This is a genomic window from Modestobacter marinus (assembly GCF_011758655.1).
In the GTDB taxonomy this organism is placed as follows: Bacteria; Actinomycetota; Actinomycetes; order Mycobacteriales; family Geodermatophilaceae; genus Modestobacter; species Modestobacter marinus.
Map to the genome: position 1 here is coordinate 3,194,375 of NZ_JAAMPA010000001.1, position 25,727 is coordinate 3,220,101.

A 25,727-nucleotide genomic window follows, 5' to 3' on the forward strand; every position below is an offset into this window, starting at 1 on the left:
AGCCACGGGGGGAGCTGCCCGACGCGAGCGTCAGGCTAGCAGTCCTGCCGTCGTCCGGGCAGGGTCCGGCGACACCCCGGACGGGGTGTCGCCGGCCATCGGACCACGCAGGCACGGTGGCCTGCACAGCCAGGTGTAGGACACTCGACGCGTGACCGCCGCAGGCAGCTCGCCCGCCCCCGCACAGCCCACCCCACCCTCGGTCGACGCCGCGCGCCTGGAGCGTGCGCTGTTCGAGATCAAGCGGGTCATCGTCGGTCAGGACCGGCTGGTGGAGCGGATGCTCGTGGGGCTGCTGGCCCGGGGCCACGTGCTGCTGGAGGGCGTGCCCGGCGTCGCGAAGACCCTCGCCGTGGAGACCCTGGCCACCGTCGTCGGCGGCAGGTTCTCCCGGCTGCAGTTCACCCCGGACCTGGTGCCGGCCGACATCATCGGCACCCGGATCTACAAGTCCGGTCAGGACACCTTCGCCACCGAGCTCGGGCCGGTGTTCGCCAACTTCCTGCTCGCCGACGAGATCAACCGGGCCCCGGCCAAGGTGCAGTCGGCGCTGCTGGAGGTGATGGCCGAGCGGCAGGTGTCCATCGGCGGCGTCACCCACCCGCTGCCCGACCCGTTCCTGGTGCTGGCCACCCAGAACCCGATCGAGAACGAGGGCGTCTACCCGCTCCCGGAGGCCCAGCGCGACCGCTTCCTGCTCAAGGTGCTCGTCGACTACCCGAGCCCGGAGGAGGAGCGCGAGATCATCTACCGGATGGGGTCGACCCCGCCGGAGGCGCAGCCGGTGCTGGGTCCCGAGGACGTGCGCCGGCTCCAGCGCACCGCGTCGGAGGTGTTCGTGCACCACGCGCTGGTCGACTACGTCGTCCGCCTGGTGGTGGCGACCCGGGCGCCGCAGGAGCACGGCATGCCCGACGTCGCCAGCTGGGTCTCCTACGGCGCCAGCCCGCGCGCCTCGCTGGGCCTGATCGCCTCCAGCCGGGCGCTGGCGCTGATCCGCGGGCGCGACTACGTGCTGCCCCAGGACGTGCTCGACGTGACCGGTGACGTGCTGCGGCACCGCCTGGTGCTCTCCTACGACGCGCTGGCCGACGGCGTGCCGGCCGACCACATCGTCAAGCGGGTGGTGCAGACCGTGCCGCTGCCGCAGGTCACCCCGCGGCAGCGCGCCGCCGGCTACGGGCCCGGTTCCCCCGGTGGCCCGTCCGTGCCCGGCTTCGGTGGCCCGTCGTTCGGCCCGCCGCAGGGCGGCCCGAACGGTGCTCCGCAGGGCGGCGGCCGTCCCGACGGCGGCTTCGGCCCGCAGCCGGTGTGACCGGCCCGGACGACACCGGACGGGCGGCGGCAGGCGGCGCACCGCCGCACTTCGGGCCCGGCAGCAACTCCGCGGTGCTGCTTCGCCGCCTGGAGCTCACGGTCCGGCGGCGGCTGGACGGCCTGCTGCAGGGCGACCACCTGGGGCTCGTCCCCGGCTCGGGCAGCGAGCCCGGCGACTCGCGGACCTACCACCCCGGGGACGACGTCCGCCGGATGGACTGGCCGGTGACCGCGCGCACCCAGGTGCCGCACGTCCGGGAGACCATCGCCGACCGGGAGCTGGAGACCTGGGTGGTGCTCGACCTCTCCGCCAGCCTGGACTTCGGCACCGCCGCGTGCGAGAAGCGGGACCTGGCGATCGCCGGGCTGGCCGCGGTCAGCCACCTGACCGTGCGCGGCGGGAACCGGCTGGGCGCCGTGGTCACCACCGGCGAGCGGGTCGACCGCTACCCGGCGAGCCCCGGACGGCTGGCCGCCGACCGGCTGCTCCGGTCCGTCGTGGACACCCCGCGGGCCGGCGCCGGCCGGCGCGGTGACCTCGCTGCCGCGCTGGAGTCGTTGCGCCGGCCGCCGCGGCGCCGCGGGCTGGTCGTGGTGATCTCGGACTTCCTCGGTTCGGACGCGCAGGGCACCGCCGACTGGGAGCGCCCACTGCGGGGGCTGTCGGCGCGGCACGACCTGCTCGCCATCGAGGTGGTCGACCCGCGTGAGCTGGAGCTGGCCGACGTCGGGCTGCTGACCGTCGTCGACCCGGAGACCGGCCAGACGCTCGAGGTGCCGACCGGCAACGCGGAGGTCCGCCGCCGGTTCGCCGAGGGCGCGGCCGCCCAGCGGCGGGAGATCGCCGCCGCCCTGCGCCGGGCCGGCGCCGGGCACCTGAGACTGCAGACCGACCGCGACTGGCTGGCCGACGTCGTCCGCTACGTCGCCGACCGCCGGCGCGCCGGCAGCGGAGGGGCCTCCCGATGACCTTCCAGTCCCCGTGGTGGCTGGCCGCGCTGCTGGCGGTGGTGGCCCTCGTCGGCCTCTACGTGGTGCTGCAGCGCCGCCGGGCGAGGTACGCGGCCCGCTTCACGAACGTGGCGCTGCTCGGTTCGCTGGTGCCCAAGCGCCCCGGCTGGCGCCGGCACGTCGCGTTCGGGCTCGTCGCCGCCGGCCTGGCGCTGCTGGTCACCTCGCTGGCCCAGCCCAGCACCGAGGTCCGGGTGCCCCGGGAACGCGCCACGGTGGTCATGGCCGTCGACGTCTCGCTGTCGATGCGGGCCAGCGACGTCGAGCCGGACCGGTTCCAGGCGATGCAGGTCGCGGCCCAGGAGTTCGTCGAGGTGCTGCCGGAACGGATCAACCTGGGGCTGGTCGCCTTCGCCGGGACGGCGGCCACCCTGGTCACCCCGACCACCGACCGGGACGAGGTGAGCACCGCGATCGAGAACCTGGAACTGGCCGAGGCGACGGCGATCGGGGACGCGATCTTCACCTCGCTGACCGCCATCAGCAACTACCAGGCGACGCTGGCCTCGGAGGGCATGGAGGCGCCGCCGGCCCGGATCGTGCTGCTCTCCGACGGGTACAGCACCGTGGGCCGGGAGGCGACCCAGGCGATCGACGCGGCGAACGCCGCCTCGGTCCCGGTCTCCACGATCGCGTTCGGCACCGACTACGGCACGCTGGACATCAACGGCGAGCGGGTGCCGGTGCCGGTCGACCGGGCCACGCTGGAGCAGATCGCCGAGGAGACCGACGGCAGCTACAGCGAGGCGGCCAGCGCCGAGGAGCTGTCGGAGGTGTTCGAGGACCTGGGCAGCCAGATCGGCTACACCACCGAGCCGCAGGACATCAGCCCCTGGTTCGTCCGCGGCGGCGTCCTGTTCGCCTTCCTCGGTGTCGTCGCGTCGCTGCTCTGGACCAACCGGCTGCTCTGATCGGCGCGTGCCTGCCGGACCCCACGCTGCACCCGGGTGGCGTGGGGTCCGGCCCTCACACGCTGAAGCCGCGCTGCCGGCGGACCAGCTTCTTGATCATGAAGAGCGTCTGCAGGACGGTCACCAGGTAGAGCACCGGCCAGCCGATCGACAGGATCGCGGACTGCACGGAGATGCTCTGCTGGCTCCACGCGAAGATCAGCACGAGGAACGTGGCGACGGCGCAGAGGGCGGGCATCACGTAGGCCGAGCCGCGGCCGCGCTCGGCGGCTGCCTGCGCCGCCCAGTTGTCCTTCTCCACCCGGGCCAGGAACTGCACCCACGCGGACACGAAGTGGCCCATCCGGATCCACATGTACAGCTCGGCCGGGGCGACCAGCAGGGCGTAGAAGATGTCCGAGGCGCTCTTGTCGTGCATCGACGCGGCGATCCGGAGGTTGAGCAGCGTCGCCACGACCGGGGGGATGAGCCAGACCGGGTTGAAGACGAACGCGTCGATGGAGAGGGCGGCCGCGAGCAGCAGCACGAACGCCATCCGGGTGCTGATGTTGAACAGCATCGCGATGTTCTCGTACCAGCGCAGCCGGAGGTTGGGGTGCAGCGGCTGGCCCTTGTTGTCGCCGCGCTGGCCCGGCCAGAGCAGGTCGATGCCGCCGAAGTTCCACTTCACCTGCTGGCCGTGCAGCGCCCGCAGGTTCGTCATCGGCCCGACGAAGGCACGCGCCCGTGCGCTGATCTTGGTGTTGAAGCCGGCGTCCTTGATCTGCAGGGAGAGCTTGGAGTCCTCGACCTCGGAGTCGCGCACCCAGGGGGCGGACTGGTGGTGGCGGTACATGACCGTCTCCAGCGCCCGGACGCTGAACAGGCTGCACTGCCCGCCGAGCACGGCCATGTTCCGGCCGCGGACCAGGTTGTCCATGTTGAAGCCGGCGAACTGGGCGCGCTGCCCGGACACCAGGAAGCGGGACATGGCCCCGGAGAGCTTGGTCTTGTCGAAGCTGTAGATGGCCGAGAGCCCACCGATCCGGGGGTCGGTGACCATCTCCTTCTCCAGCCACTCCACGCACCGGCGGTCCAGGGTGGTGTCGCCGTCCACGCCGAGGATGTAGTCGAAGCCGCGGCTGAGGTAGAAGCCGACGTTGAGCGCGCCGACCTTCTTGTCCGGGTTCTCGCCGATGTCGTGCACGTGCACCACGGTGCGGAACAGCTCGCCCTTCACCGTCCGCTCGTGCGGCCCCTCGAAGCTGCGGGCGATCTCCGGGGTGTCGTCGTCGGTGTTGTTGATGATCACGTGGATGACGTCGGGCAGCCGGGTCTGCGCGAGCAGGGAGGTGAGGACGTCGGCGATCGTCCCCTCCTCGTTGTAGGCGGGGATGATGCAGCTGATCGTGGCGGTGCGGCGCTCGCTGGTCGAGGCCTGCTCGGCCCAGTCGTCGGGCAGCAGCGAGGAGATGTCCGGCGGCACCTCGGTGCCGCGGGCCAGGAGCTGGACGCGGTCGGTGGCCCGCCGCATGCCGTGGACGACGAGCTCGGTCACTGGGTCTCCTCCTGCAGGAGCGGGAGCTGGATGCTGTCCAGCACGGTCTGGCGGAAGAACTCGCCCGAACCCGGCTCGGTCTCGACGAGCAGGTCGAACTGGGCGTAGAGGGTCAGGTCGGTGGCCCCGGCCGTCGACGACGTCAGGCTCAGGGCGGTGGTGTAGCTGAACGGCGGGGTCAGCACGAACTCGCCGCGGTCCTCGGCCACCGTCGTCCGAGCGGTCCCGTCGTCGGAGGTGGCGACGAAGCGGGTCACCGTGATCGCCTGGCTGCTGCTCCCGCCCTCGACGTGGGCGGAGAGCTGGACGGTCTTGGCGCCGTCGGCGGTCCAGGTGGCCGCGTCCTCCCCGGTCCACCAGTCGATGACCACGCTGCGGTCACCGGCCGCGACCGAGTGGGTGATCGAGCCGGTGTCGAGGTCACCGGCGGGGCGGAGCTCCGCGACCTCGGCGGCCGGCACGGGCGTCACCGAGGGGGCGGCCGTGCTGCTCCCGGCGTCCGTGCTCTCGGCCGCCTGGGCGGTGAGCCCCGGGCTCATGCCGACGTCCGGCAGCTGGCAGCCGGCCAGACCGGCACCGAGCAGCAGTGCTGTCGTGGCCCCGAGGAGGCCCCTCCTGAGTCGTGTGGCCGACACCCGGCACACCCCTTCCTGCGGCAGCAGCCGCGCGGTCAACTGGAGGACCGCGCGGAAGGGGGACGGCGTCGGCCACGTCCTCGAGCGATCTGCACCCAACGTAAGGAGCAGTGCCGCCGAGGTCACGCACCGTCACGCCAGTGGGGGACAGGCGTGCACCGGCCGGGTGACCGACGCCCCCTCGGAGTGGGGACGTCGGCCGACCGGTTAGCGGGTGGGGTCGAGGACGAGCTTGCCGGTGGTGCGGCGGGCGAGCAGGTCCTGGTGGGCCTCGCGGACGGCGGTCAGCGGGTACCGGCCGCCGGCGACCGGCGTCAGGGTCCCGTCGGCGACCATCGACAGCAGGTCGGTCATCGCGGCGTCCATCATCTCCGGCCGGGTCATGCAGTGCGCCAGCCAGAACCCGATGACGGCCCGGCTGGTGCCCATAAGCGCGGGGACGGCGACCGTGGCGGGGGCCTCGCGCCCGGCCATGCCGTAGGCGACCAGCCGGCCGAAGGGCGCCAGCGCCGACAGCGACCCGTCGAACACGTTGCCGCCGGTCATCTCCAGCACGATGTCGACCCGCTTCCCGCCGTTGGCCTCGCGGAGGGCGGCGGCGAAGGCCTTCGGGTCGTCGTCCGCCAGCGCCGGGTCGACGGTGGCGTCGGCGCCCAGCTCCTCGGCCAGCGCCCGCTTCTCCGGGCTGGAGGCGGTGGCGATCACCCGGCCGGCGCCCCAGCGCTTGGCCAGCTGGATCGCCAGGGTGCCGACCCCGCCGGCGCCGGCGATGACGACGACGGACTCGCCCTCGGCCAGGTGGGCGGAGGTGCGCAGCAGGTGCCAGGCGGTGGCGCCCTGCAGGACGACGGCGAGCGCCTGCTCGTCGGTGACGCCGTCGGGCACCGGCCAGGTCAGCCGCGAGTGCGCGGCGACCTTCTCCGCGTACCCGCCGCCGGGCAGGAGGCCGACGACCCGCTGGCCGCCACCGGCCGGGGTGCCGACGAACTCCGCGCCCGGGATCAGCGGCAGCTCCTGCTTGGCCAGGTAGCTGTCCTCGGTCTGGTGGGTGTCGGCGAAGTTGACGCCGGCGGAGGAGATGTCGAAGAGGGTCTGGCCCTCAGTGGGCACCGGGTCGGGCAGGTCGACGACGTCCATGACCTCGGGGCCGCCGAAGCGGGTGATCTGCACAGCACGCATGCAGGTCAGGCTATGGCCTCCGACACGCTCGGCTGAGCGGGCCTGTGCGTCAGTGGCGGCAACGGTCCGCCTCGGGCCCGCCGACCGAGAGGTCGGATCGTGAGACTGCGGCGCCATGTCAGTCGCCGGACAGCCCCGCCGACCTCGGCCGCCGCCACGGCCGCCTCGCGGGGGCTCTTCCGCAGCTGGCGGTCGTGGGCGGCTGCTGCGGCACGGACACCCGGCACGTCGTGGCGATCGCCGGGGCCTGGCCGGACGCCCGGGTGCCCGTGCAGCCTGCGGCCCGCTGATCCAGCACCGGATCGCGAGCACGCGTGCACTCGGCCCCCTCTCCCCGGGGGAGGGTCCAGCGCTTGACCCTCCCGCTGCGGGAGGCCGCACCGTGGTGCCATGACCGCACCGAGCGACATCCAGCCCGACCAGCTCCCCGCGACCATCCGGGGTTACCTCGCGGCGCACGACGCCGGCGACGCGGAGACCGCGCTGCGCGCCTTCACGCCGACCGCCGTGGTGGTCGACGACGGCGTCACCTACCGCGGGACCGAGGAGATCCGGCGCTTCCTGGCCAAGGCCGGGACCGAGTACACGTACACCAGCACCCTCGTCGCCGTGGACCACACCGATGACGCGCGCTGGGTCGCCACGAAGCACCTCGAGGGGGACTTCCCCGGTGGCGTCGTCGACCTGCGCTACCGCTTCGTGCTGGCCGGCGACTCCATCTCCGAGCTCGTCATCGCGCCATGAGGGGCCGAGGCGCCGATCCGGTCGTCCAGGTCGCCACGCACCGAGAGGAACGACGATGACCATCGACACCGACGAAGTCCGGCCGGCCCAGCAGAGGCCCACGGTGGTGCTCGTGCACGGCGCCTTCGCCGAGTCCGCGAGCTGGAACGGGGTGATCGAGCAGCTCAGGAGCGACGACTTCCCTGTCATAGCCGCTGCCAACCCGCTCCGGAGCCTGCGCCACGACGCCCTGCAGCTGCGCAGCGTCCTGGACCAGGTGAGCGGCCCGATCGTGCTGGTCGGCCACTCCTACGGCGGCTCGGTGATGAGCGTGGCCGCCGACGGGCACCCCGGCGTCCGTGCGCTCGTCTACGTGGGCAGCTTCCTGCTGGAGGAGGGGGAGAGCACCGGTGAGCTGGCCGGGAGGTTCCCCGGCAACGAACTCGGGTCGGCGCTGGACCCGGTCCCCGTCCCCGACGGCAACGGCGGCACGGTCACCGACCTCTACATCCGGCCAGAGGAGTTCCGGCAGGTGTTCGCCGCCGACGTCCCGTCGGAGGTCGCCGAGCTGATGATCGCGACGCAGCGGCCCATCACCAGCGAGGCGCTGGAGGAGAAGGCGACGGCGGCGGCCTGGCGGACCATCCCGTCCTGGACCCTGGTCACGCGCCAGGACCTCGCGGTCCCGGCCGAGGCGCAGGCCTTCATGGCCCAGCGCGCGCACTCGACGGTCGTGGAGGTCGACGCCTCGCACGCCGTCGCCGTGTCCCGACCGGGCGTAGTCGCCGGCCTCATCGCCGAGGCCGCCCGCGCGACAGCCGGCTGAGACACCGCACCAGCCCCGCCCCCCGCTCGGGCCCCCTCCGTGCCGGGCTCGGCACGCGGGGACGGTGCGGGCCGACAGCCCGCAGCCGGCCCGCCACGCGGGGGCGCATCGCCCGGCTGCCGAGTCCGGTCGACCGTCACCCGCGGGAGTACCCCGCCCGGCGGTCGCGGCGGCCCCAGCGGAACCAGGCCAGCGGCCCGACCCAGTTGACCGCGATGGCCAGGGCCCAGCGCAGCTTGCTCCCGGTGACCTGCTCGGCGGGGCTGGCCGCCAGGTCCGCCCAGGCGGTGGCCGCCAGGGACAGCTGCACCGAGCCCAGCACCAGGACCGCGGTCTGCTGGCGGGGCGTCAGGTCCTGCCACCGCCGCGGGTACCGGACGCAGCCCGTCCCGGTCGCCCGGCGGTGACCCCCGGGCAGCGCGGCGCGTACCGCGTCGACCAGGAGGGTCGTGCCGGTGCCGTCGGTGTCCGCCCGCCGTGTCACGGGACCGCAGCGCTCGCGGTGGTGGCGTCCGCGGCGGGCCGGTGCCCGCTGGGCAGCCGGTCACCGTGCACGACGACCACCGGGCAGGGGGCGTGGGCGAGCACGTGCAGTCCGACCGAGCCCATCAGCATCCCGGAGAAGCCACCGCGCCCCCGGTTCCCGACGACCAGCAGGTCGGCGTCCGCGGCGGCCTCGACCAGCGCCCGGGAGGCGTGGCCCTCCACGACGTGACGGTGCACGTGCGGTGCACCGTCAGGAGCGGCGTCCGCCAGTGCGGTGTCCAGCGCGAGCCGGGCGTTGGCCGCCCAGTCGATCGCGTCCAGGACGGTCTCCCATCCAGCGGTGGTGGGCAGGTGCCAGACACTGACGACGTGCAGGTCCCCGCCGGTCAGCTCGGCCTGGCGGAGTGCCCAGCGGAGCGCCTGGGTGGCGGACGCGGAGCCGTCGACGCCGACGACGATCGTCGGCCGGGGGGCGGGTGTGGTCACGGTGGGCTCCTCGGGGAGGCGGGGACGACGGGAGCCGCGACCCGCTCGGTGCGGGCAGGTCGCGGCGGTCCGGATCAGTCCTTGGTGATCGGGATGGTGGTCGGCTCCTGCGCCGCCGGCCGCTGCGGCACGGGCACGCGGATCTCGAGGATGCCGTCCTTGTAGCTGGCCCGGATGTCGGCCTCCGCGGCCCCGTCGGCCAGCGGGAGGACCCGGGAGAAGGTGCCGTACCGGAGCTCGTGCCGGACGTAGCCCTTGTCCTCGGTGTCGCTCTCCACCGTGCGTTCGGCGTGGATGCGCAGCGCGCCGTCCTGGACGGTCAGCTGGACGTCGCGGTCCGGGTCGATGCCGGGCAGCTCCGCGCGGATCACCTGGGTGTCGCCGTCGCGGTACTCGTCGACGCTGATCACGTCCTCACCCTGCGGTTCCCACGCCGGGCCGAACGCGCGGCGCATCGGCATGGTCCGCATCCACTCGTCGAACATGCGGTCCAGCCGGGCGAACGGGGACAGCGCGGGGCCGTGCCCCTCGGTGTGGTGCTGCAACGTGCTCATCGGTCCTCCTCGGTGGTCGGGAACGGACCTCCACCTTCGCCCCGTCCGCGCGTCCGGGGGCAGGGACCTTCGTCGTGCATGCCAGCGCCCTTGGGGCCCCGCTGCTCGGGCACCACGCGTGCCTGGCCGGCCGGGGTCGGTCGTCGACGGTGGACGGGCCGGTGCCGTGCGCGGTGGTCGCCCTGCTCCCGCCGGGGCCGCACGGGGAGGGCGGCCCTGGACGTGCGGGCACGGGGTCGAGCCGGCCGGTCCTGCCCCGCCGGCTCAGCCGCTGGTGACGGGGGCGGCCGGCACCGGCGCCGGGCGGTCCAGCAGCGGGACGACGGCGACCGGACAGCCGGCCCGGTGCACCACGGCCGAGGCCACCGACCCCAGCCGCGCCAGCCGGTGGTGCCGGTGGCCGACCACGACCAGCTCGGCGGTCAGCGCGGCCGCCAGGAGCAGCCGGGCGGCGGACCCACGCTCCGCCACCTGCTGCACGACCACCCCGGCGTGCTGCGCGGACGCCTCGGTGAGGGCGTCGTCGAGCGCCGACTCCTCCCGCCGCTGCGCGGTGGCCGCGTCGACGAAGGGCTCCAGCAGGCCGGCCGCGCCCGGCACGGTGTGGGCCCAGGCGCGGACGGCGACGAGCTGGCACCCGCGGGACGCCGCCTCGGCGAAGGCGAACGCGGCGACGGCGGGGTCCAGCTCGCCGGGGGCCAGCCCGACGACGACGCCGGACCGGCTGCGGGTGCTCCACGGCGGCGTCCACGGCACCAGCAGCACGGGGCAGTGCGCCAGCTGGACGAGCGCGGCGGCCGTGGAGCCGATGACCAGGTCGGTGACCAACCCGCGCCCGGTCGTGCCGAGGCAGAGCAGCTGCGCCCGGTCGGACTCGCGGACCAGGACGTCGACCGGGCGTCCCACCTCGATCCGGGTGGCCACCGAGAGCCCGGGTGCCGCGGTGCGGGCGGCGGTGGCGGCCTCCTCGAGCACCTGCTCCGCCGCCATCCGGAGGACGGCGAGCCCGTCGAAGCCCTCCGGTGCGGGCACGACGTCGGCCTCGCTCCACGGGAAGGCCAGCACCACCTCCAGCGCGGCTCCACGCGCCGCGGCTGCCCGGGCGCCGGCGCGCAGCGCGTCGGCGGCCGGGCGCGACCCGTCGACGCCGACCACCACCGGTCGTCCGTCCCGGTGCGGGCTGCCCGGGGGCTGCAGGTCCATGACCTGACGGTCCCGCCCACTCCGGGCCCGGGCCACCGGCGGGAGGCACCGCCGCCGTGGGTCCTGGGTACCGCTGCTGTCGGGACCTCGGGCCCTGGGGCACCTCGCCGCCGGCGAGCGGGTCCGGGCGAGCGGGTCCTGGCGAGCGGGTCCTGGCGAGCGGGTCCTGGCGAGGGGGAGCGGCTGGTGCTCAGGCAGTCGTGAGGTCGCGTCGGCGGAACGCGCCGAGCCCCAGCGCCAGCAACGCCCCGGCCAGACCGCCGAGCACGAGCAACGGCGGAGCGGCCCACTCCTCGGCCGGCACGGTCGGGGTCCGGGCGAGCGGGGAGAGGCCGCCGACCCAGCCCGGCCAGTCGAAGGACTCCGCGAACAGGGTGATGACCAGCAGCAGTCCGAAGACGGTCCAGGCGGTGGGCGCCGCGGCGGAGGGCACCGCGCCGACGAGCGCCGCCGCCAGCCCGGCCACCACCCACACCGCAGGCGTGTAGCCGAGCGCCGCGCCGGCCAGCCGGAGCACGGCGCCGGCGTCCCCGGTGGCCACCGCCCGGCTGACCCCGGTGGCCAGGCCGCCCAGCCCGAGCAGGGCGGTGGCACCGAGGAGGGCGACGGTGAGGTGGCTGCCCAGCCAGCGGAGCCGGCTCACCCCGGTGGCGAGCACCGGCTCGGCGCGGCCGGAGGTCTCCTCGGACCGCGCCCGGATGGTGGCCGAGACGGCGTAGCCGGCCACCATGAGCGCGGTCATCTGCAACGTCACGCCGAGGTAGGCGTCGACGAGGTCGGTGGTCGAGCTCGTCTGGAAGAACACCTGGGCATCGGGGTTGTCGCCGATCAGCGTCTCCACCGACTCGGCCAACCCGCCGTAGACCAGGCCGAGCAGGCTGATGCCCACCGCCCAGGCCGCCAGCGCGCCACGGTGCAGGCGCCAGGCCAGGCCCAGCGCGCTGGACAGCTGCCGGGGCGCCGTGGCCGCGCCGGGCCGGGGTTGCAGCAGACCCGCGCCCAGGTCGCGGCGGTCGAGCAGGCGGCGGGCAGCCAGCACCAGCACCGACGTGCCGGCCAGCGGCAGCAGCAGCGGCCACCACCGGTCGGCCGACCACGGGTGGGTGGCCTGGGCCCAGCCGACCGGTGAGCCCCAGGACAGCCCGCTGCCGGTGATGTCACCGATCGCCCGCACCACCAGCGACACCCCGAGCACGCCGCCGACCAGTCCGTACACCCCGCGGGTGACCCCGGTCAGCTGGACGCAGACCGCGGTGACCCCGGTGAACACCAGCCCCACCGAGGCGGTGGCGCTGCCCAGCAGCACCGACCCCTGCACCGGCAGGCCGGTCAGCGCGGCGCCCGCCGCGATGGCCACGCCCATCCCCGCGCAGGCCAGCGCCGCGAGCACCGTCGCGGCGACCAGCGGGGCGTGCCGCCCGACCTGCGCCGAGCGGACCAGCTCCGTGCGGCCGGCCTCCTCGTCGGCCCGGGTGTGCCGGGTGGTGGTGAACATGGCCATCAGCACGGTGAGCACCACCAGCGAGGTGGAGATCTCGAAGGCGACCGTGCCGGCCACGGTGTCCAGCCCCACCGGCGGCCCCGAGAACGCGATGCTCGCCGCGTTGCTCCCGGCCGACGCCCGGTAGGCCGCCAGGGCCTCCGGCGTCCGGTAGAAGGTCTGGTTGGACGTGGACTGGGTGGCCATCAACGCCCCGCCGGCCAGCAGCCAGATCGGCAGCCGCAGCCGGTCGCGGCGCACCGCGAACCGCAGGAGCTCGGTGGTGCCGGCCAGCGTGGCCCCGCTCACGGCGACCGGCTCCCGGCCAGCTGCCCCCCTCCGGTCGCGGCCGGCTCGTCGCCGTACTGGCGCAGGAACAGCTCCTCCAGGGTCGGTGGCGCGCTGAGCAGGCTGCGCAGGCCGGCCGCGGTCAGCCGGCGGACGGCGCCGTCCAGCTGGTCGCCGTCGACGTCGAAGCTCACCCGGCCGTCGCTGACCCGCAGGCCGTGCACACCGGGGAGCCCGTCCAGCCCGGTCACCGGGTGCACGGTCTCGGCGGTGACCGACGTCCGGGTCAGCGAGCGGAGCTCGCCGAGCGTGCCGGTCTGCACGGTGCGCCCGAGCCGGATGATGCTCATCCGGTCACACAGCGCCTCGGCCTCGGCCAGGATGTGGCTGGACAGCAGCACGGTGCGCCCCTCGTCGCGGGCCTCCCGGATGCAGCTCTGGAAGGTGGCCTCCATGAGCGGGTCGAGCCCGGAGGTCGGCTCGTCGAGGAGGAGCAGCTCCACGTCGGAGGCGAGGGCGGCGACGAGGGCGACCTTCTGCCGGTTGCCCTTGGAGTAGGTGCGCGCCTTCTTGCGGGGGTCGAGCTCGAAGCGCTCCAGCAGCGTCGCCCGCCGCCGGGGGTCGGTCCCGCCGCGCAGCCGGCTGAGCAGGTCGATGACCTCGCCACCGCTGATCGTCGGCCACAGCGTCACGTCGCCCGGCACGTAGGCCAGCCGCCGGTGCAGCGCGACGGCGTCCCGCCACGGGTCCCCGCCGAGCAGCTGGACGCGGCCGGCGTCGGGCCGGAGCAGCCCCAGCAGCACCCGGATCGTCGTCGACTTGCCCGACCCGTTCGGGCCGAGGAAGCCGTGCACCTCCCCGGCCCGTACCTCGAGGTCGAGCCCGTCCAGGGCGCGGGTCCGGCCGAAGGTCTTGACCAGGCCGGACACCGAGATCACCGCGGTCATGCCCGACGACGGTGCTCCGGTGACCGGGCCAGGGGAAGGTCCTCCGGCTGCTGATCAGCGTGACCAGCGGCCCTGGTCACGCAACCCGTCGCGGGCCTGCACTGGCTCCGTGCGCCCCGCTCCGCCCCCGCCGCCCCTCCCGGCGCGCCCCGCGCCCGCCGCCCCTGGCTCGTCGTCGGGGTCGGCCCGACGGCGGAGGGCCGTGGTGCGCCGCGGTGGGCGTCGCGCGAGGCGGCACGGCGGGACGGGACGGTGCCGGCGGTCACCGGGTGGCCCGGTGGCAGCGCGGCCGGGCACGCCGGGCGGGCGGCCGAGCTGGTGGCCCGGGTGCGGGAGGCGGTCGAGGAGACCGGTGGGCACGGCCGCACCCGGGTGCAGCTGCTGACCGGCCCGGTGGCCGAGGTGCTGACCGCGTCGTCCGAGGACGCCGACGTGCTCGTGCTCGGGCAGCACCACCGGACGGCGCCCTGAGCGGGCACTCCTCAGCCGGGGGCCGGTGACCCCCAGGGGGCGTCCAGCGGTCGGATGGTGTCGTCGACCGGGCGGCGGCCGGTCCGCGGGACCGGTTCGGCGCTGATCGCGGGCCAGCCCAGCCGCACCAGCAGCTGGGGCTCGCCCGCACCGCCGAGGAGCTCCGCGCGCAACTCGGCACGGGTGGCCGGCACCTCCAGCGGCTGGCTGATCGGGTCGGTCGCCACGCCCCAGCGGGTCGCGGTCAGCAGCACCGAGCTCAGCGCCTCACCGCAGGCCAGCTCCTCCGACGGCGAGGCCGCGGCGGTGCAGAGCAACAGCAGCACGGTGCCGTCGGTCTCCTCGCGGCCGAGGGTGACCTGGGCCTGCTCCCGGGCGGCGAAGTGCCGCACCGGCACGGCGCCGTCGGGCTGCCGGGGCACGTTGACGGCGGGCACGCCCTCGGGTGCCGCCCGGCCGCGGCCGGACCAGGCCGCCGCCTCCGCCGCGAGCGCCGGGTCCAGCGCCTGCTGCACGCCGGCCTGGGCGACCAGGGCCGCCACCCGCCTGCGGTCGGCGTCCCGCTCCAGCGGCTGCAGCACCGCGCCCTGGGCCGCGGCGGCCTGCCTCAGCTCGTCCAGCAGCGGTGCGGGCACCGGCCACGTCGACATCACCCGGCGGTCGGACCGCCGGTGCTCGATGGCGGCGGCCAGCATCAGCTCCTCGGGCAGCGGCACCCGCCCGGGGGACACCTCCACCGCGGCCAGGTGCTCCGGGTGGGCGGGGTCGGGCAGCCGGTGCACCCGCGTCGACCAGCCGGCGGCCAGCAGCGCCACGCGCAGGTGGTGCAGCGCCGCCCCGCAGCTGATCCGCAGGTCCCGGCCGTCGGGGTCGGTGGCCGGGAGCGCGCGGGTGGTGTCGGCGAACAGGTGGATCGAGTGGGCACCCGGCCGCCACTGCCACGGCTGGGTGTTGTGCACCGACGGCGCACGGTTGGCCAGCGCGATCGCGGCGCGCGCGGTGGCGCGGTCGAGGGGGACGGTGGGCACCACGACTCCTCGGGCTCCGGGGGCGGACCCCGTCCAGCCTGCGCAGGTCGAGCCGGCCGGGGGAGAGGAGGAGGTCCCGGCCGGCCGGGACCGTCAGCGCGTGCCGGCCGGGGCAGCACCCCAGCACACCGCGGTGCCGGCCACGGCCGCGGCGGTCGCGGCGTCCCGGCCCCGGCGGTGGACGCGTCCGCTCACCGGGCCGACAGCGCAGGCGCGCCCGCCGGACCGGGCAGCCGGCCGGCGCCCCGCCGCCACAGCACCCAGGCGAGCACGCCGGAGGGGATCGGCAGGAACCAGGTGAGGAACCGGAAGAGCAGCACGCCCCCGGTGGCCGCGGCGGCGCCCATCCCCACCGCGGTGAGCCCGGCGACGTAGCTGAGCTCGGCCACCCCCAGCGCCCCGGGCGTCACCGGCACCAGCGTGACCAGCCGGGTCAGCGCGAACACCGCCAGCACGCGGGCCCAGGGGACGGTGCCGCCGTCCACGCAGCGCAGCGCGGTCAGCAGCACCAGGAACAGGGCGGCGTGACTGCCGATCGCCGCGAGCGTCAGCGGGACCCACCGCCGCTGCAGCAGGGTCCGGGAGTCCGCCCGGAACCGGTCGACCCGCTCGACCCAGCGGTGCGGCGGCCGGTGGTGGAACCGGTCCGCCGACCACCCGGCGATGCGCTCGGCGGTGCCGGCGAGGCCGATCGCGGCCTCCCGGTGCACCAGGACGGCGGCGAGCGCGCCGACCGCCAGGGCCAGCACGACCGTGCCCGCCACCGCCGCCAGCATCAGCGCGCGGGTCGCATCGCCGGTGATCGCCAGGGCCAGCAACGCCACCACGGGCGTCCCGAGCTTGACGAAGTTGTTCCAGACGCCGGTCACGACCACCGCCCGGGTGATCTCCGCCGGGGCGTGCCCGAAGGAGTGGTACATCGCCGCCGTCGTGCCCACCCCGAAGGCGAAGCCGGCCGGCACCGTGTTGCTGATCGCGGTCGACGCCTGGTCGGTGAGCAGCGCCCGTCCCCAGCCGAGGCCGGGCAGCGCGATCGCCCACAGCGGCGCGTAGGAGCACAGGTTGACCACGGCCACCGACGCCAGCACCGCCGTCTCGGCCCAGGTCAGGTCCCGCACCAGGCCCCAGGCCGCCGAGTAGTCGCCGACGTGCGGGAGCACCCCGGCGAAGACGACGGCGACGACCAGCAGGCTCAGCGTCGCCCGGGCAGCGGGGCCGGTGAGTGCCCGCCGGAGGCCGCTCACCGCACGGCGTGGTGGCGCGCGGACCGGATGACCAGCGCACCACCGGCGACCGGCAGCCAGAAGGCGAGCAACCGGTAGAGCAGCACGGCGGCGCACGCATCGGCCAGCGGCGCCCCGAGCGAGGTCAGCGCGAGCAGCAGCAGCACCTCTCCGGCCCCGGGCAGGGACAGCTCGGGCACGAGGACCCAGAGCAGGCGGAGCACCGCGTAGACCGCGGTGCTGGCCAGCAGTGGCACGTCGGCGCCGACGGCGTGCAGCGCGGCGGCCAGCGCGGCCCCCTCGAGCGCGATCCCCGCCGCGGACCAGCCGGTCAGGGCGACCCAGCGCACCGCCTCCGGGGCGCTGCCCGGCGGGTGGGGTGCCTGCCGGCCCAGCACGCGAGGTCCGGGCGCCGACCGGACGCCGTGCCGGGTCAGCAACTGGCCGAGGACCACCAGCAGCAGCGCGCCCGCCCCGACCAGCACGACCGGCAGCGAGGACTGCGGGGCCTGCCACTGCGACAGCCGGCCCTCGACCAGCCCGAGCACCAGGGCGGCGACGGCGACCAGCGCCGACCCGAGCGCCGCCCCCCGGGCTGCCCGCACGGTCGCCCGCTCCGCCGTCGCGGGTGGCACACCGGCGTCCTCGAGGAAGCGGGAGGCGACCTGGCGGCCGCCGGGCCGGCCACGCAGCACGCTGGCGCAGTCGCTGGACATCGTCGCGCCGAAGGCCCGGCCCAGCGCGATCCGCCGCTCCACGCTGACCAGCACCGCGGCCGCCATCGCCGCCCGGCCCAGCACGGCGAACGCCAGGGCCCCGCCGAGCCACCGCCAGCCGCCCCGCTCGACCGACTCGAAGACGCCGGTGGGGCCGGCGATGAGGGTCAGCCCGACGAACACCACCACGGCCGAGCCGATGGCGGCCAGTCGCGCCGGGGTGCCGGCGACCAGGGTGCCGGGCCGGTCGGGGTGCGGCAGGTCCAGCTCGGCGCGCACCGCGGCCCGCAGCTCGGCCAGCCCGGTGCCCCGCCGGTGCAGCTGGTGCCGGGTGGCGGCAGACCGGGCCAGCGGGGTCAGGCCGGGCAGCGCGTCGGCCACCGCCTCGGCGCCCAGCGCGGACACCGCGGCCGACACCAGCACCGGGACGTCCGTGGTGCCGGCCAGCGAGGCGAGCAGCTCGGCGACGTCGCCGGCCAGCGCCTCGGCGCCGGCGCCCACCTCGGCGTTGCCGAAGTCCAGCAGCCACGGCTGCCCGTCGCCGTCCACGAGCACGCTGGAGGCGACCAGGTCGTGGTGGGCGATCCGGGCCCGGCGCAGCAGCGCCACCTGCTCCCAGACCCGGCCCAGCAGCTCGGGGGTCAGCTCGGCCGGCGTCAGCTCGTCCAGCGGCCGGCCGGCGAGCCGCTCCTGCACGACGACGGCGCCCCGGTCGTCGCCGCGGGCCAGCAGCACCGCCGGCACCCGGGCACCGCGCTGCCGGGCGGTCAGGGCGGCGACCGCCTCGTGCTCGGCCTGCTGCCCCAGCGGGGCCAGCGCGTCGGCGTCCTTCACGTCCCGGACGGCCACCCAGCGGAACACCCGGAACAGCCAGTCCCGCTCGTACCGGTCGGGGTCCAGCACCTTGACGAAGACCGGGCGTCCCTCGACGGTGCCGGTGAACGGGTGGGAGCTCAGCGCGGCGACCCGGGCGGGCTGCAGGTCGGCCACCGGCAGCCCGAAGCGGTCCAGCAGCGCGGCGACCCGGGCGACCGGGGGGTCCCACCGCGGCACGCCGAGCACCCAGTGCACCAGCGAGCCGATGGCCCACCCGGCCGCGATGCCCCCGACGACGTCCAGCGGCAGGTGCGCGCCGACGTGGATGCGGGCCAGCCCGACCGTCCAGGCCAGCGCCCACACGACCCGTCGGGGGCGGCGGGCGAGGTAGGGGGCGGCAGCGGTGGCCAGTGCCCCCGCGACGGCGGAGTGACCGGAGATGAACCCCAGGCCGGTCACCTGCTCGTTGAGCACGTCGCCCACCGGCAGGCCGATCGGCCGCTCGCGCTGCACCACGCCCTTCACCAGGTCCGCGGCCACGTAGGCCAGGCCACCGGAGATCGCCAGGTCGCGGGCCAGCCGGAACCGCCCGGCCAGCGCGGCTCCCGCCGCCAGCGTCGGCACGGCCACCACGTTGCCCATCTGCATGACCAGCCAGATCACCGGCAGCAGCAGCGTGGGCAGGTCGTTGACCAGGCGGAACAGGTCCCGCTCGACCAGCGAGATCTCGCCTCGCCGGGCGATCAGGAAGCCGGTGCCCAGGACGGCGAGCCCGAGCCCGACCCGCACCAGGTCGCCGACGTGCCGCTGCGGCCGGGGCGGTGCCGGGGCAGCCGGGAGCTCCGCTGCGGGCGTCTGCCGTCGAGGCAGCACGTGGACGTCCATGCCCTGAGTGCACCGCGCCCCGGGCCGTGGTCAGCAGGGTCTTCCGGCCCCCGCGCGCGGCCCGGTGGTCCCGGCGTCCTCAGCCGGCGGCGACCGTCGTCGCCCAGGAGACCAGGACCTCCCCGTCCCACCTGCGGCCGGTCAGCTCGACCCCGATCGTGGCGCCGCCGTCGTCCCGTACGTGGAGCGTGCCGAACTGCCCGGCGCCGGGGAAGGCGCCCTCGCTGTAGGGGCCGCCCTTCACCGAGCCCGGCCGGTCCAGGGCCGCCGCGTGCAGCAGCGGGAAGCCGGCGCCGCCGGTGGTGCTGTAGTCGGTGTTCGTGCCGTCGTCGACGGCGACCATGTGCGCGTCGCCGCTGACCATCACGAGGTCCTCGATGTCGTTCGCGGCGATGACGTCGGCGATCCGCCGCCGTTCGGCGGCGAAGCCGCCCCAGTCGTCGCGGCCCGGTTCGTCCGGAGCGACCCAGGGGTCGGGGTTGACCCACACGACCAGTGCCCGCTCACGGGAGGCGCGCACGAGCTCCTCCTCCAGCCAGGCCAGCTGCCGGGCCCCCAGCATGGAGTCCGCGGTGCGCTCGGAGCGGGTGTCGGTGAGCAGCACCCGCACCCGGCCCACGTCGAAGGCCTGGTTGATGGTGCCCGGGCGGCCCTCGGCGAGGGGATGGGAGGGGACGTACATGCCGTAGGCGGCGCGGGCGGTGGCGCGCACCGGCGACGTGGCGTCGGAGTCGTTGCCGCCGTAGTCGTGGTCGCCCCAGGTGTAGGCGACCGGTACCTGCCGGTACAGCGCTGCCTGGGCCGGGGCGGTGAGGGCGTCGGCGTACCGGTCGCCGAACACCTCGACGTCGGACCGGGTGACGTTGCCGTAGTGCAGGTCACCGGTCTGCAGGTAGAGCAGCGGGTCGACGGCGCGGATCGCGTCGAACACCGCGCTGCTCGAGCCGGTGCGGGCACAGCCGCCGACCGCCAGGGTGAAGGAGGCCGGCCCGTCGGGCATCGTGGAGAAGCCGCCGACGCCGCGCTCCCGGTCGGCGGTGCCGTCGACCTCGACGGCGAAGGAGTAGTGGGTCGCCGGTGCCAGCCCGTCGACGGACAGCCGGGCCACCCCGTCGTCCGCCGTCGCCACGGTCGCCGACCGGTGTCGTTCGCCGTCCGGGCCGGTGAGCAGCCACCGGACCGCGCTGCCCGGCTCGACCTGGGCGACCGCCCGCGCCGACCGGTCGGTGACGCCGCCGGTCCAGACCCAGCTCACCCGGTCCACCGGTAGCGCCACCTGCCCCGACAGCGGGGACGCGGGCCCGTAGAGCCGGTCGTGCACCGCGGCGCCCGCGGTGTAGGTGCCGGCCAGCAGGGTGGCGGTGACGACGGCGAGCACGGTGACCGACCGCAGCGTCCGGCGGTGCTGCCAGTGCAGCCACAGCCCGACCGCCGGGGCGAGGAAGGCCACGGCGACCAGCACGCTGACCCACGGCTGGTAGGCCACCGCGGCGAACACGGCCAGCGCCAGGCCGGCCACGGCCACCAGTGCGGCGCCGGTCGCCTCCCAGCGCAACGCGACCAGCCACGCGAGGGCGGCCAGGCCCAGCAGCGCCAGCTGGACCGTCCGTGAGGTGGTGGGCCCCATGGCCTCGCCCTCCGGGCTCACCGGCAGCCCCTCGACCAGCGCGAGGCCGACGAAGACCACCAGCACGGCGACCACGCCGAGCCGGCTGGCCCGCCGGATCCCGGCGAGCAGCGGCGGGTCCAGCGGGAGCAGGCCGAGGGGTTCCGCGCGTCCGGCCGGTGCCCACGGGCACCCGGCGCAGCGTTCGTGCAGCCGGCGGTGTTCCAGCACCCACCACGTGGTCAGCACGAGCGCGAGCCCGGCCAGGGACCCGGCGACCACGTCGGAGGGCCAGGACACCCGGGCTCGCACGGTGCCCACGGTGACGACGAGCAGGACGGTCGTGGTGAGCGCCAGGGTGGTCAGGGCCGGCCGGCGCCGCCGGGTCCGCACCCAGACCGCCAGCGGGACGAACCCGGCGGCCAGCGTCGTCTGCAGCACCGGGCCGCTGGGCAGCGAGTCGGTGAGGCCGGCCAGCGGGCCGTCCGGTGGGTGGGCACGCTGGACGACGTCGGTGAACCAGGCGGTCGCCATCAGCGAGCCCAGCACCACGGCGAGCTGCCCGAGCGCGAACGGGGCGCAGCGGACGGTGAGCAGGGCCAGCACGGCCGAGACCGCGACGGCCACCGGCACCTGGCCCAGCAGCTCCCAGCGGAACGCGGTGCCGCTGGCGGCGGTGACCTCGTCGTCGAACTCGCCGAGCAGCTGCGGTGCCCCCGCGGTGGTGAAGGTGAACTGGGCGGCCGCGGCACCGGTCAGCACCGCGGCCCAGCCCAGCAGCAGCACGGCCAGCCGCCGCCGCTCCCCGCCGGCGGGCGGGGGCAGCTGGCCCAGCGGGGTGCGGGCCAGCAGCGGCCGCACCACGCGCGGAGGCGCCGGCCAGGTGACGGTGAGGAGAGCGGAGACCCCGGCGACGACGGCCGCGGCCGCGGCGGCCAGCAGGAGCACCGCGTACAGCCAGCCCACCTCGCCGCCGAAGAGCGCCGCCGGCTGGGCGTAGTTCTTGGTCGCGCCGCGGGCGCCGTAGACCGCCAGTGAGCCGGTGCTGAGCGCCAGCAGCAGGTAGTGCACCCGCGGGCGCAGGCCGGCCAGCAGTGCGGCGTCCGGCGGCGCACCGGTCGCGACGAACGCGGCGGTCGCGCGGGCCTCCAGCGTCGTCCGCCGGTCCCGGCCGCGCCGCTGCCGCCCGTGCACGGCGTCCCGGAGCAGGGTGAACCCGGAGACCAGCACGCCGACGCCGACGATCGCGGGCACGAAGATCTGCGCCCGGTCGACGTCGGTGTCGGCCCACCAGTCCTCCTTGACCCGCCGGCGGTTCATGCCTGCCGCCCCGGTCCGTCGGCGTGCACCGTGACCACGCCGGTGTCCCCGTCCACGGTCACCCAGCGCCCGTCGAGCACGGTGGTCGCCCCGGCCAGGTTCAGCACGGCGGGCAGGCCCAGCTCCCGCGCGACGATGGCGGCGTGCGAGAGGGGGCCGCCGCGCTCGACGACGATGGCGCCGGCCCGCAGGAACAGCGGCGACCAGCCTGCGTCGGTCGCCGCGGCCACCAGGACCTCACCGGGTTGGAGGCGGTCGGGCACCGGTTCGCGGACCACCCGGGCGCGGCCGGTGTGCCGGCCGGGGCTGGCCGCCCACCCGGTGAGGACGTCACCGGACGGCGGCTCCGCGGGGCTCGTGCTCGGGCTGCCGGTGAAGCGCACCGGCAGCGGCACGTCCCCGGCGCGCTGGCGCAGCCACCGTTGCCGGCGGGCCAGGACGGCCGGTGGGGGAGGCCCGCCGCGCAGGGCGGCGGGCAGTTCGGCGGCGCTGAGCAGGTCGACGTCCGTCGCGGTCTCCAGCACCCCGGCCCGGACCAGGCGGCTCCCCAGCTCGAGATGGACCCGGCGCACCTCACCGCCCAGGGCGAGGACCGCCGCCTTGACCTGCTCCCGGCGGGCCAGGCCGTCGGTGGCGTCGGTGATCAGCCGGCGCAGCACGTGCACCCGGACGTCGACGACCTGGCCGGTCAGGATGCGCACCCGCCGCCACGCGGGCCGGGACTGCAGCTCCGCCTCCAGGTCCCGCCGGGCCCGGTCCCGCTCGTCCCGCCGACCGGGCTGGGCCGGCAGCGCGGCCACCCCGCGCTCGGCCCAGGTCGGCCCGGCGAAGACGGCGGCGCTGGCGGTGGCCGACCGGCTCCGTGCCCGCCCCGCTCCGGTCGTCACCCGCTGGACCGCTGCGGCCGCAGGCTCCTCCCCGAGGTGGCCGGCGAGCGTCCGCTCCAGCTCGCGGTAGGCCGCGACCGCTGCGGAGGCGACGGCGAACTCCGCGGTCATCGCCCGGGCACCGAGGTCGAGCAGCCGCTGCCGGTAGGCCAGGACCGCACCGTCGGCGAGCTCGGACAGCTCCGGGGGAGCCGCGAGGACCGCGTCGACCGCCGGCACCACGACCGCTGCCTCGGCGATGGCCGCGCGGCGGGCCGCGGCGCCCCGCAGCTGCACCCGCCCGGTGCGCCACCAGCGGGCCGGGACGCCCTCGTCCGCCCCGGGCAGCGCGGCGCCGAAGTACTGGCGTTCGAGTTCTGCCTCCGAGCCACCGGGCACGGCCCTCGCCGCGGCCTTCAGCAGGTCCAGGTCGAGCGCGGCCCGGCCCTGCACCCGCCGGACGAACTCGTGCGCACCGCACCGGTCGCCGGGCAGCTCCCAGAGCCTGCTCAGCCCGGTGCGCAGCGCCTCCTCGACCAGGAAGGAGGAGACGTCCCACACCAGCGGGGGCAGCAGCCCGGGCAGCGTCTCGCCGATGCCGGCGGTGGTGAGCTCGGCGCCGTCCGGCTCGGTGTCGCTGCCGTCGTCGGTGCGAGCCGGTCCGGTGGTGATGGGGCGGGCCTGCACCAGCCACGTCGTCGCACCGTCCCACGCCCACTCGACGTCCTGGGGCGTGCCGCCGACCGCCTGTTCCGCCCGCAGCGCCAGGGCGGCGGCCTCCCGTACCTGCGGCGGGACGTCGGCCCGGGGGTCGCCGCCGCGGGGCAGCAGCCAGACCTCCGGGGTGCGGTCGCCGGAGACGAGCGCCTCGCCCAGCTCGGGCACTGCTTCCACCCGGAGGGCGCCGGGGGTGCCGCCGGGGTCGACGGTGAAGACCACCCCGGCCGACCGGGCGGGCACCATCCGCATCAGCACCGCCGGCATCGCCACGTCGTCGCTGCTGATGCCCCAGGCGCGCCGGTAGGCGCAGGGGGCGGGGTGCCAGAGCGAGGCCCAGGTGCGGCGGACGGCGGCCACGACCCGGTCCGGCGGCACGTCGAGGCTGGACCGGTACTGCCCGGCGAAGGACGCCCCGGCCATGTCCTCCACGGTCGCCGACGAGCGCACCGCGATCCGGCCACCGCCGCCCACCTCGCGGGCGGCGGACACCAGGTGGTCGGCCAGCGCGGCGGGGACCGGCACCCGGTCGAACGCCGCGTCCACCTCGGCCGCCGGCACGACGTCGCCGGCCTGCAGCCGGGCCAGCAGGCCGGCCAGCTCCGGCTGCCCGGCCACCGACCGGTAGGCGGCGGCGGTGACCACAGCGGTGTCGGGCACCGGGAAACCGGCCTGCACCATCCGGTCCAGCGAAGCCGCCTTGCCGCCCAGCTCCTCACGCGGGCACGGCGCACCGGGCGTCAGCCGGACGACGTCGGCGCTGACGACCGGCGCGCTCATCGCCGGCCGTCCGCGGCGGCGCCGTCCTCGACGAGCCCGGCCCGGCACGCGGCCACGCACCGGTCGGCGAGCCGGTCGACGGGTTCACCGGTGGTCGCGGCCCGCAGCTCCAGCCACCGGGCCAGGTCCGGGCGCAGCAGCACCGCGGACCGACGCCGGGTCTCGGTGCCCAGCGCTGCGGCCACCAGCAGCCCGACGGCGGCCAGCAACACCGCCAGGTCGTCGTCCTGGGCGCGGACGGCGTCGACGACGCCGACCGCCGAGAGCGCCAGCGCCAGGACCAACAGCACTCCGGTGCGTGTCATCGGGACCTCCTCGCTCGTCCGCACGGGGGACGATGCCGACGCTAGGTCGGCCGGGGGCCGTGGTCCCTGGGCCATCGGCCCTGACGGGAGGGACCTTCGGCGCGCTCGGCTGCAGTGGGGCGCACTCGACCGGAGTGGGACCGAGGTCCCGCCCGGGGAGGGCTGGGGCAGGTCCGCCCGAGGCCGGGCGACCGCATGGTGGCCGCGGAGCGCCCCGGCGGGCCTGCTGCGGCCGGGCACCAGCGGACCCTGGCGACCCGCGCCCGGGGGCCGACTGGACGGCCGGTCGCGGCACGTCGACGGGGGGCGGTCGACCGCCGGTCGCTGCGCGAGGGACGTCCGACCCTGTCCACCGCGCTCTTCGGACCGTCGTCCCCGGGGCCGGCCCGGACTCTGCTGGCGGGGCACGCGTCGACGAGGAGGAGCAGCCGTGGAGTCAGGACAGCAGCTGGACGGGCGGGTGGCGCTGGTCACCGGAGGTGCCCGGGGCATCGGTGCCGCGGTGGCCGGGGTGCTCGTCGCCCGCGGCGCGCAGGTGGTGGTCGCCGACGTGCTGGCCGCCGAGGGGGAGCAGCTGGTCTCGACCCTGGGGGCGGCGGCCCGGTACCAGCACCTGGACGTCGCCGACAGCGCGGCGTGGCACTCCGCCGTCATGGCCGCGGAGTCGGCGTTCGGCCCGGTCACCGTGCTGGTGAACAACGCCGGCGTCGTCGAGTTCGCCTCCATCGAGCGCTCGTCGGACGAGGTCTTCCGACGGGTGCTCGACATCGACCTGGTCGGTGCCTTCTTCGGCATGCGGGCCGTCCTGCCCGGCATGCGGCGGGCCGGCGGCGGGGTGGTCGTCAACATCTCCTCGACCGCCGGCCTCACCGGCTACGCGGGCATCGCCGCCTACGTCGCCGCGAAGTGGGGGCTGCGGGGGCTGACGAGGGCCGCGGCGCTGGAGTTCGCGCCGGACGGCGTCCGGGTCTGCTCCGTGCACCCGGGTCCCATCCGCACCCCGATGACCGCCGGGCTGGGAGCCGACACCATCGCGGGGCAGCCCATCGAGCGCTTCGGCGAACCGGACGAGGTCGCCCGCATGGTCGCCTTCGTGGTGGCCGAGGCCACCTTCTCCACCGGCAGCGAGTTCGTGGTCGACGGGGGTGCGACGGCCGGCCTGTCGGCGGTGGTCCCGCCGCGCCGCTAACGGTGCGCGGACAGGGCCGGCGCACGCGTCCGGCTGTGCTGGACGACGTCCAGCACGGCGCGGGTCGGGTCCGCCGGCAGGCGGTCGCCGTCGACCCGACGAGCAGGCCGGCGACCCGGGACGGAGACCGAGGCCGTGTCGCCGTCCGTCGTGGCCGGTCGGCGGTGAGAGGCTCCCGTGCGGTCGCCGGAGTGGTGACCGGCCATGACGGGAGCTCACAGG

The 25,727-nt window shown here is 76.2% G+C and carries 22 protein-coding genes; 7 read left to right on the plus strand and 15 right to left on the minus strand.

The genetic code is table 11. The annotated features are described in order from the left end of the window. Positions 1–151 precede the first annotated feature (151 nt). From FB380_RS14975 to FB380_RS14985, 3 genes are all read left to right on the plus strand, one after another. Complete coding sequence (locus tag FB380_RS14975; protein ID WP_166755728.1) at positions 152–1,315, plus strand: AAA family ATPase; 1,164 nt, start codon at positions 152–154, stop codon at positions 1,313–1,315. A 74-nt stretch (positions 1,316–1,389) separates the two neighbouring features. Continuing rightward, a complete protein-coding gene (locus FB380_RS14980; RefSeq protein ID WP_229681900.1) occupies positions 1,390–2,286 on the plus strand; it encodes a DUF58 domain-containing protein in 897 nt (298 codons plus the stop codon). Then, complete coding sequence (locus FB380_RS14985; RefSeq protein WP_166755730.1) at positions 2,283–3,239, plus strand: VWA domain-containing protein; 957 nt, start codon at positions 2,283–2,285, stop codon at positions 3,237–3,239. Before FB380_RS14980 ends, FB380_RS14985 begins: the two co-directional genes overlap by 4 nt. A gap of 55 nt (positions 3,240–3,294) precedes the next feature. Here FB380_RS14985 and FB380_RS14990 read toward each other — a convergent pair whose 3' ends face one another. The 3 genes from FB380_RS14990 to FB380_RS15000 all read right to left on the minus strand — a co-directional run bounded on the left by FB380_RS14990 (position 3,295) and on the right by FB380_RS15000 (position 6,590). Next, positions 3,295–4,776: a glycosyltransferase family 2 protein gene (locus FB380_RS14990; protein WP_166755731.1), complete on the minus strand. Its 1,482-nt coding sequence runs from the start codon at positions 4,774–4,776 to the stop codon at positions 3,295–3,297. Continuing rightward, positions 4,773–5,411: a hypothetical protein gene (locus FB380_RS14995; protein ID WP_166755732.1), complete on the minus strand. Its 639-nt coding sequence runs from the start codon at positions 5,409–5,411 to the stop codon at positions 4,773–4,775. Before FB380_RS14995 ends, FB380_RS14990 begins: the two co-directional genes overlap by 4 nt. A 207-nt stretch (positions 5,412–5,618) precedes the next feature. Next, complete coding sequence (locus tag FB380_RS15000) at positions 5,619–6,590, minus strand: quinone oxidoreductase family protein (protein WP_166755733.1); 972 nt, start codon at positions 6,588–6,590, stop codon at positions 5,619–5,621. Between the two features lie 390 nt (positions 6,591–6,980). On the opposite strand from FB380_RS15000, the gene FB380_RS15005 reads away from it, so the two are divergent. Beyond that, positions 6,981–7,334, plus strand: coding sequence for a nuclear transport factor 2 family protein (locus FB380_RS15005; RefSeq protein WP_166755734.1), 354 nt, complete (start codon positions 6,981–6,983; stop codon positions 7,332–7,334). A gap of 55 nt (positions 7,335–7,389) precedes the next feature. Further along, on the plus strand, positions 7,390–8,139 hold the full coding sequence (locus FB380_RS15010) for an alpha/beta fold hydrolase (RefSeq protein WP_166755735.1): 750 nt from the start codon (positions 7,390–7,392) through the stop codon (positions 8,137–8,139). 136 nt (positions 8,140–8,275) lie between these two features. Here the strand turns inward: FB380_RS15010 and FB380_RS15015 are convergent, their stop codons facing one another. From FB380_RS15015 to FB380_RS15040, 6 genes are all read right to left on the minus strand, one after another. Beyond that, positions 8,276–8,623, minus strand: coding sequence for a PLDc N-terminal domain-containing protein (locus FB380_RS15015; protein WP_208382867.1), 348 nt, complete (start codon positions 8,621–8,623; stop codon positions 8,276–8,278). Further along, positions 8,620–9,111, minus strand: coding sequence for a universal stress protein (locus tag FB380_RS15020; protein ID WP_166755736.1), 492 nt, complete (start codon positions 9,109–9,111; stop codon positions 8,620–8,622). Before FB380_RS15020 ends, FB380_RS15015 begins: the two co-directional genes overlap by 4 nt. 74 nt (positions 9,112–9,185) lie before the next feature. Continuing rightward, positions 9,186–9,665 carry an Hsp20/alpha crystallin family protein gene (locus tag FB380_RS15025; RefSeq protein ID WP_208382868.1) on the minus strand — a complete coding sequence of 160 codons (480 nt, stop codon included), beginning with the start codon at positions 9,663–9,665 and terminating at the stop codon, positions 9,186–9,188. A 264-nt stretch (positions 9,666–9,929) separates the two neighbouring features. After that, entirely contained in the window at positions 9,930–10,868 is a 939-nt protein-coding gene (locus FB380_RS15030; protein ID WP_166755737.1) for a universal stress protein, read from the minus strand. A gap of 190 nt (positions 10,869–11,058) precedes the next feature. Then, positions 11,059–12,657, minus strand: coding sequence for an ABC transporter permease (locus tag FB380_RS15035; protein ID WP_166755738.1), 1,599 nt, complete (start codon positions 12,655–12,657; stop codon positions 11,059–11,061). After that, positions 12,654–13,583 carry an ABC transporter ATP-binding protein gene (locus FB380_RS15040; RefSeq protein ID WP_166755739.1) on the minus strand — a complete coding sequence of 310 codons (930 nt, stop codon included), beginning with the start codon at positions 13,581–13,583 and terminating at the stop codon, positions 12,654–12,656. The genes FB380_RS15035 and FB380_RS15040 overlap by 4 nt, the downstream gene beginning before the upstream one ends. Before the next feature lie 96 nt (positions 13,584–13,679). On the opposite strand from FB380_RS15040, the gene FB380_RS26015 reads away from it, so the two are divergent. Beyond that, the gene (locus FB380_RS26015; RefSeq protein ID WP_341800207.1) at positions 13,680–14,054 is read left to right on the plus strand and encodes a universal stress protein; all 375 of its coding nucleotides are present in this window, start codon (positions 13,680–13,682) and stop codon (positions 14,052–14,054) included. A gap of 11 nt (positions 14,055–14,065) precedes the next feature. Here the strand turns inward: FB380_RS26015 and FB380_RS15050 are convergent, their stop codons facing one another. The 6 genes from FB380_RS15050 to FB380_RS15075 form a co-directional block, all read right to left on the minus strand. After that, positions 14,066–15,082 carry an Acg family FMN-binding oxidoreductase gene (locus FB380_RS15050; RefSeq protein WP_166755740.1) on the minus strand — a complete coding sequence of 339 codons (1,017 nt, stop codon included), beginning with the start codon at positions 15,080–15,082 and terminating at the stop codon, positions 14,066–14,068. Positions 15,083–15,273: 191 nt separating this feature from the next. Beyond that, positions 15,274–16,326, minus strand: coding sequence for a lysylphosphatidylglycerol synthase transmembrane domain-containing protein (locus FB380_RS15055; RefSeq protein WP_166755741.1), 1,053 nt, complete (start codon positions 16,324–16,326; stop codon positions 15,274–15,276). After that, positions 16,323–18,722: a phosphatase PAP2 family protein gene (locus FB380_RS15060; protein WP_166755742.1), complete on the minus strand. Its 2,400-nt coding sequence runs from the start codon at positions 18,720–18,722 to the stop codon at positions 16,323–16,325. The genes FB380_RS15055 and FB380_RS15060 overlap by 4 nt, the downstream gene beginning before the upstream one ends. Positions 18,723–18,801: 79 nt before the next feature. Beyond that, the gene (locus FB380_RS15065) at positions 18,802–21,648 is read right to left on the minus strand and encodes an alkaline phosphatase D family protein (RefSeq protein ID WP_166755743.1); all 2,847 of its coding nucleotides are present in this window, start codon (positions 21,646–21,648) and stop codon (positions 18,802–18,804) included. Next, the gene (locus FB380_RS15070; RefSeq protein ID WP_166755744.1) at positions 21,645–24,011 is read right to left on the minus strand and encodes a PEP/pyruvate-binding domain-containing protein; all 2,367 of its coding nucleotides are present in this window, start codon (positions 24,009–24,011) and stop codon (positions 21,645–21,647) included. Before FB380_RS15070 ends, FB380_RS15065 begins: the two co-directional genes overlap by 4 nt. Then, positions 24,008–24,316 carry a hypothetical protein gene (locus FB380_RS15075; protein ID WP_166755745.1) on the minus strand — a complete coding sequence of 103 codons (309 nt, stop codon included), beginning with the start codon at positions 24,314–24,316 and terminating at the stop codon, positions 24,008–24,010. Before FB380_RS15075 ends, FB380_RS15070 begins: the two co-directional genes overlap by 4 nt. A 430-nt stretch (positions 24,317–24,746) precedes the next feature. Between FB380_RS15075 and FB380_RS15080 the strand changes: the two genes are divergently transcribed. Continuing rightward, positions 24,747–25,505, plus strand: a complete 759-nt coding sequence (locus FB380_RS15080) for an SDR family NAD(P)-dependent oxidoreductase (RefSeq protein WP_166755746.1) — start codon at positions 24,747–24,749, stop codon at positions 25,503–25,505. The last annotated feature ends 222 nt before the right edge of the window (positions 25,506–25,727 follow it).

Excerpts from the sequence above, each read along its gene's own strand:
- FB380_RS15060 (WP_166755742.1), bottom strand. The coding sequence starts at position 18,722 with ATGGACGTCCACGTGCTGCCTCGACGGCAGACGCCCGCAGCGGAGCTC.
- FB380_RS14985 (WP_166755730.1), top strand. The coding sequence starts at position 2,283 with ATGACCTTCCAGTCCCCGTGGTGGCTGGCCGCGCTGCTGGCGGTGGTG.
- FB380_RS15000 (WP_166755733.1), bottom strand. The coding sequence starts at position 6,590 with ATGCGTGCTGTGCAGATCACCCGCTTCGGCGGCCCCGAGGTCATGGAC.
- FB380_RS15005 (WP_166755734.1), top strand. The coding sequence starts at position 6,981 with ATGACCGCACCGAGCGACATCCAGCCCGACCAGCTCCCCGCGACCATC.
- FB380_RS15025 (WP_208382868.1), bottom strand. The coding sequence starts at position 9,665 with ATGAGCACGTTGCAGCACCACACCGAGGGGCACGGCCCCGCGCTGTCC.
- FB380_RS15030 (WP_166755737.1), bottom strand. The coding sequence starts at position 10,868 with ATGGACCTGCAGCCCCCGGGCAGCCCGCACCGGGACGGACGACCGGTG.
- FB380_RS15040 (WP_166755739.1), bottom strand. The coding sequence starts at position 13,583 with ATGACCGCGGTGATCTCGGTGTCCGGCCTGGTCAAGACCTTCGGCCGG.
- FB380_RS15075 (WP_166755745.1), bottom strand. The coding sequence starts at position 24,316 with ATGACACGCACCGGAGTGCTGTTGGTCCTGGCGCTGGCGCTCTCGGCG.
- FB380_RS15065 (WP_166755743.1), bottom strand. The coding sequence starts at position 21,648 with ATGAACCGCCGGCGGGTCAAGGAGGACTGGTGGGCCGACACCGACGTC.
- FB380_RS15010 (WP_166755735.1), top strand. The coding sequence starts at position 7,390 with ATGACCATCGACACCGACGAAGTCCGGCCGGCCCAGCAGAGGCCCACG.
- FB380_RS15070 (WP_166755744.1), bottom strand. The coding sequence starts at position 24,011 with ATGAGCGCGCCGGTCGTCAGCGCCGACGTCGTCCGGCTGACGCCCGGT.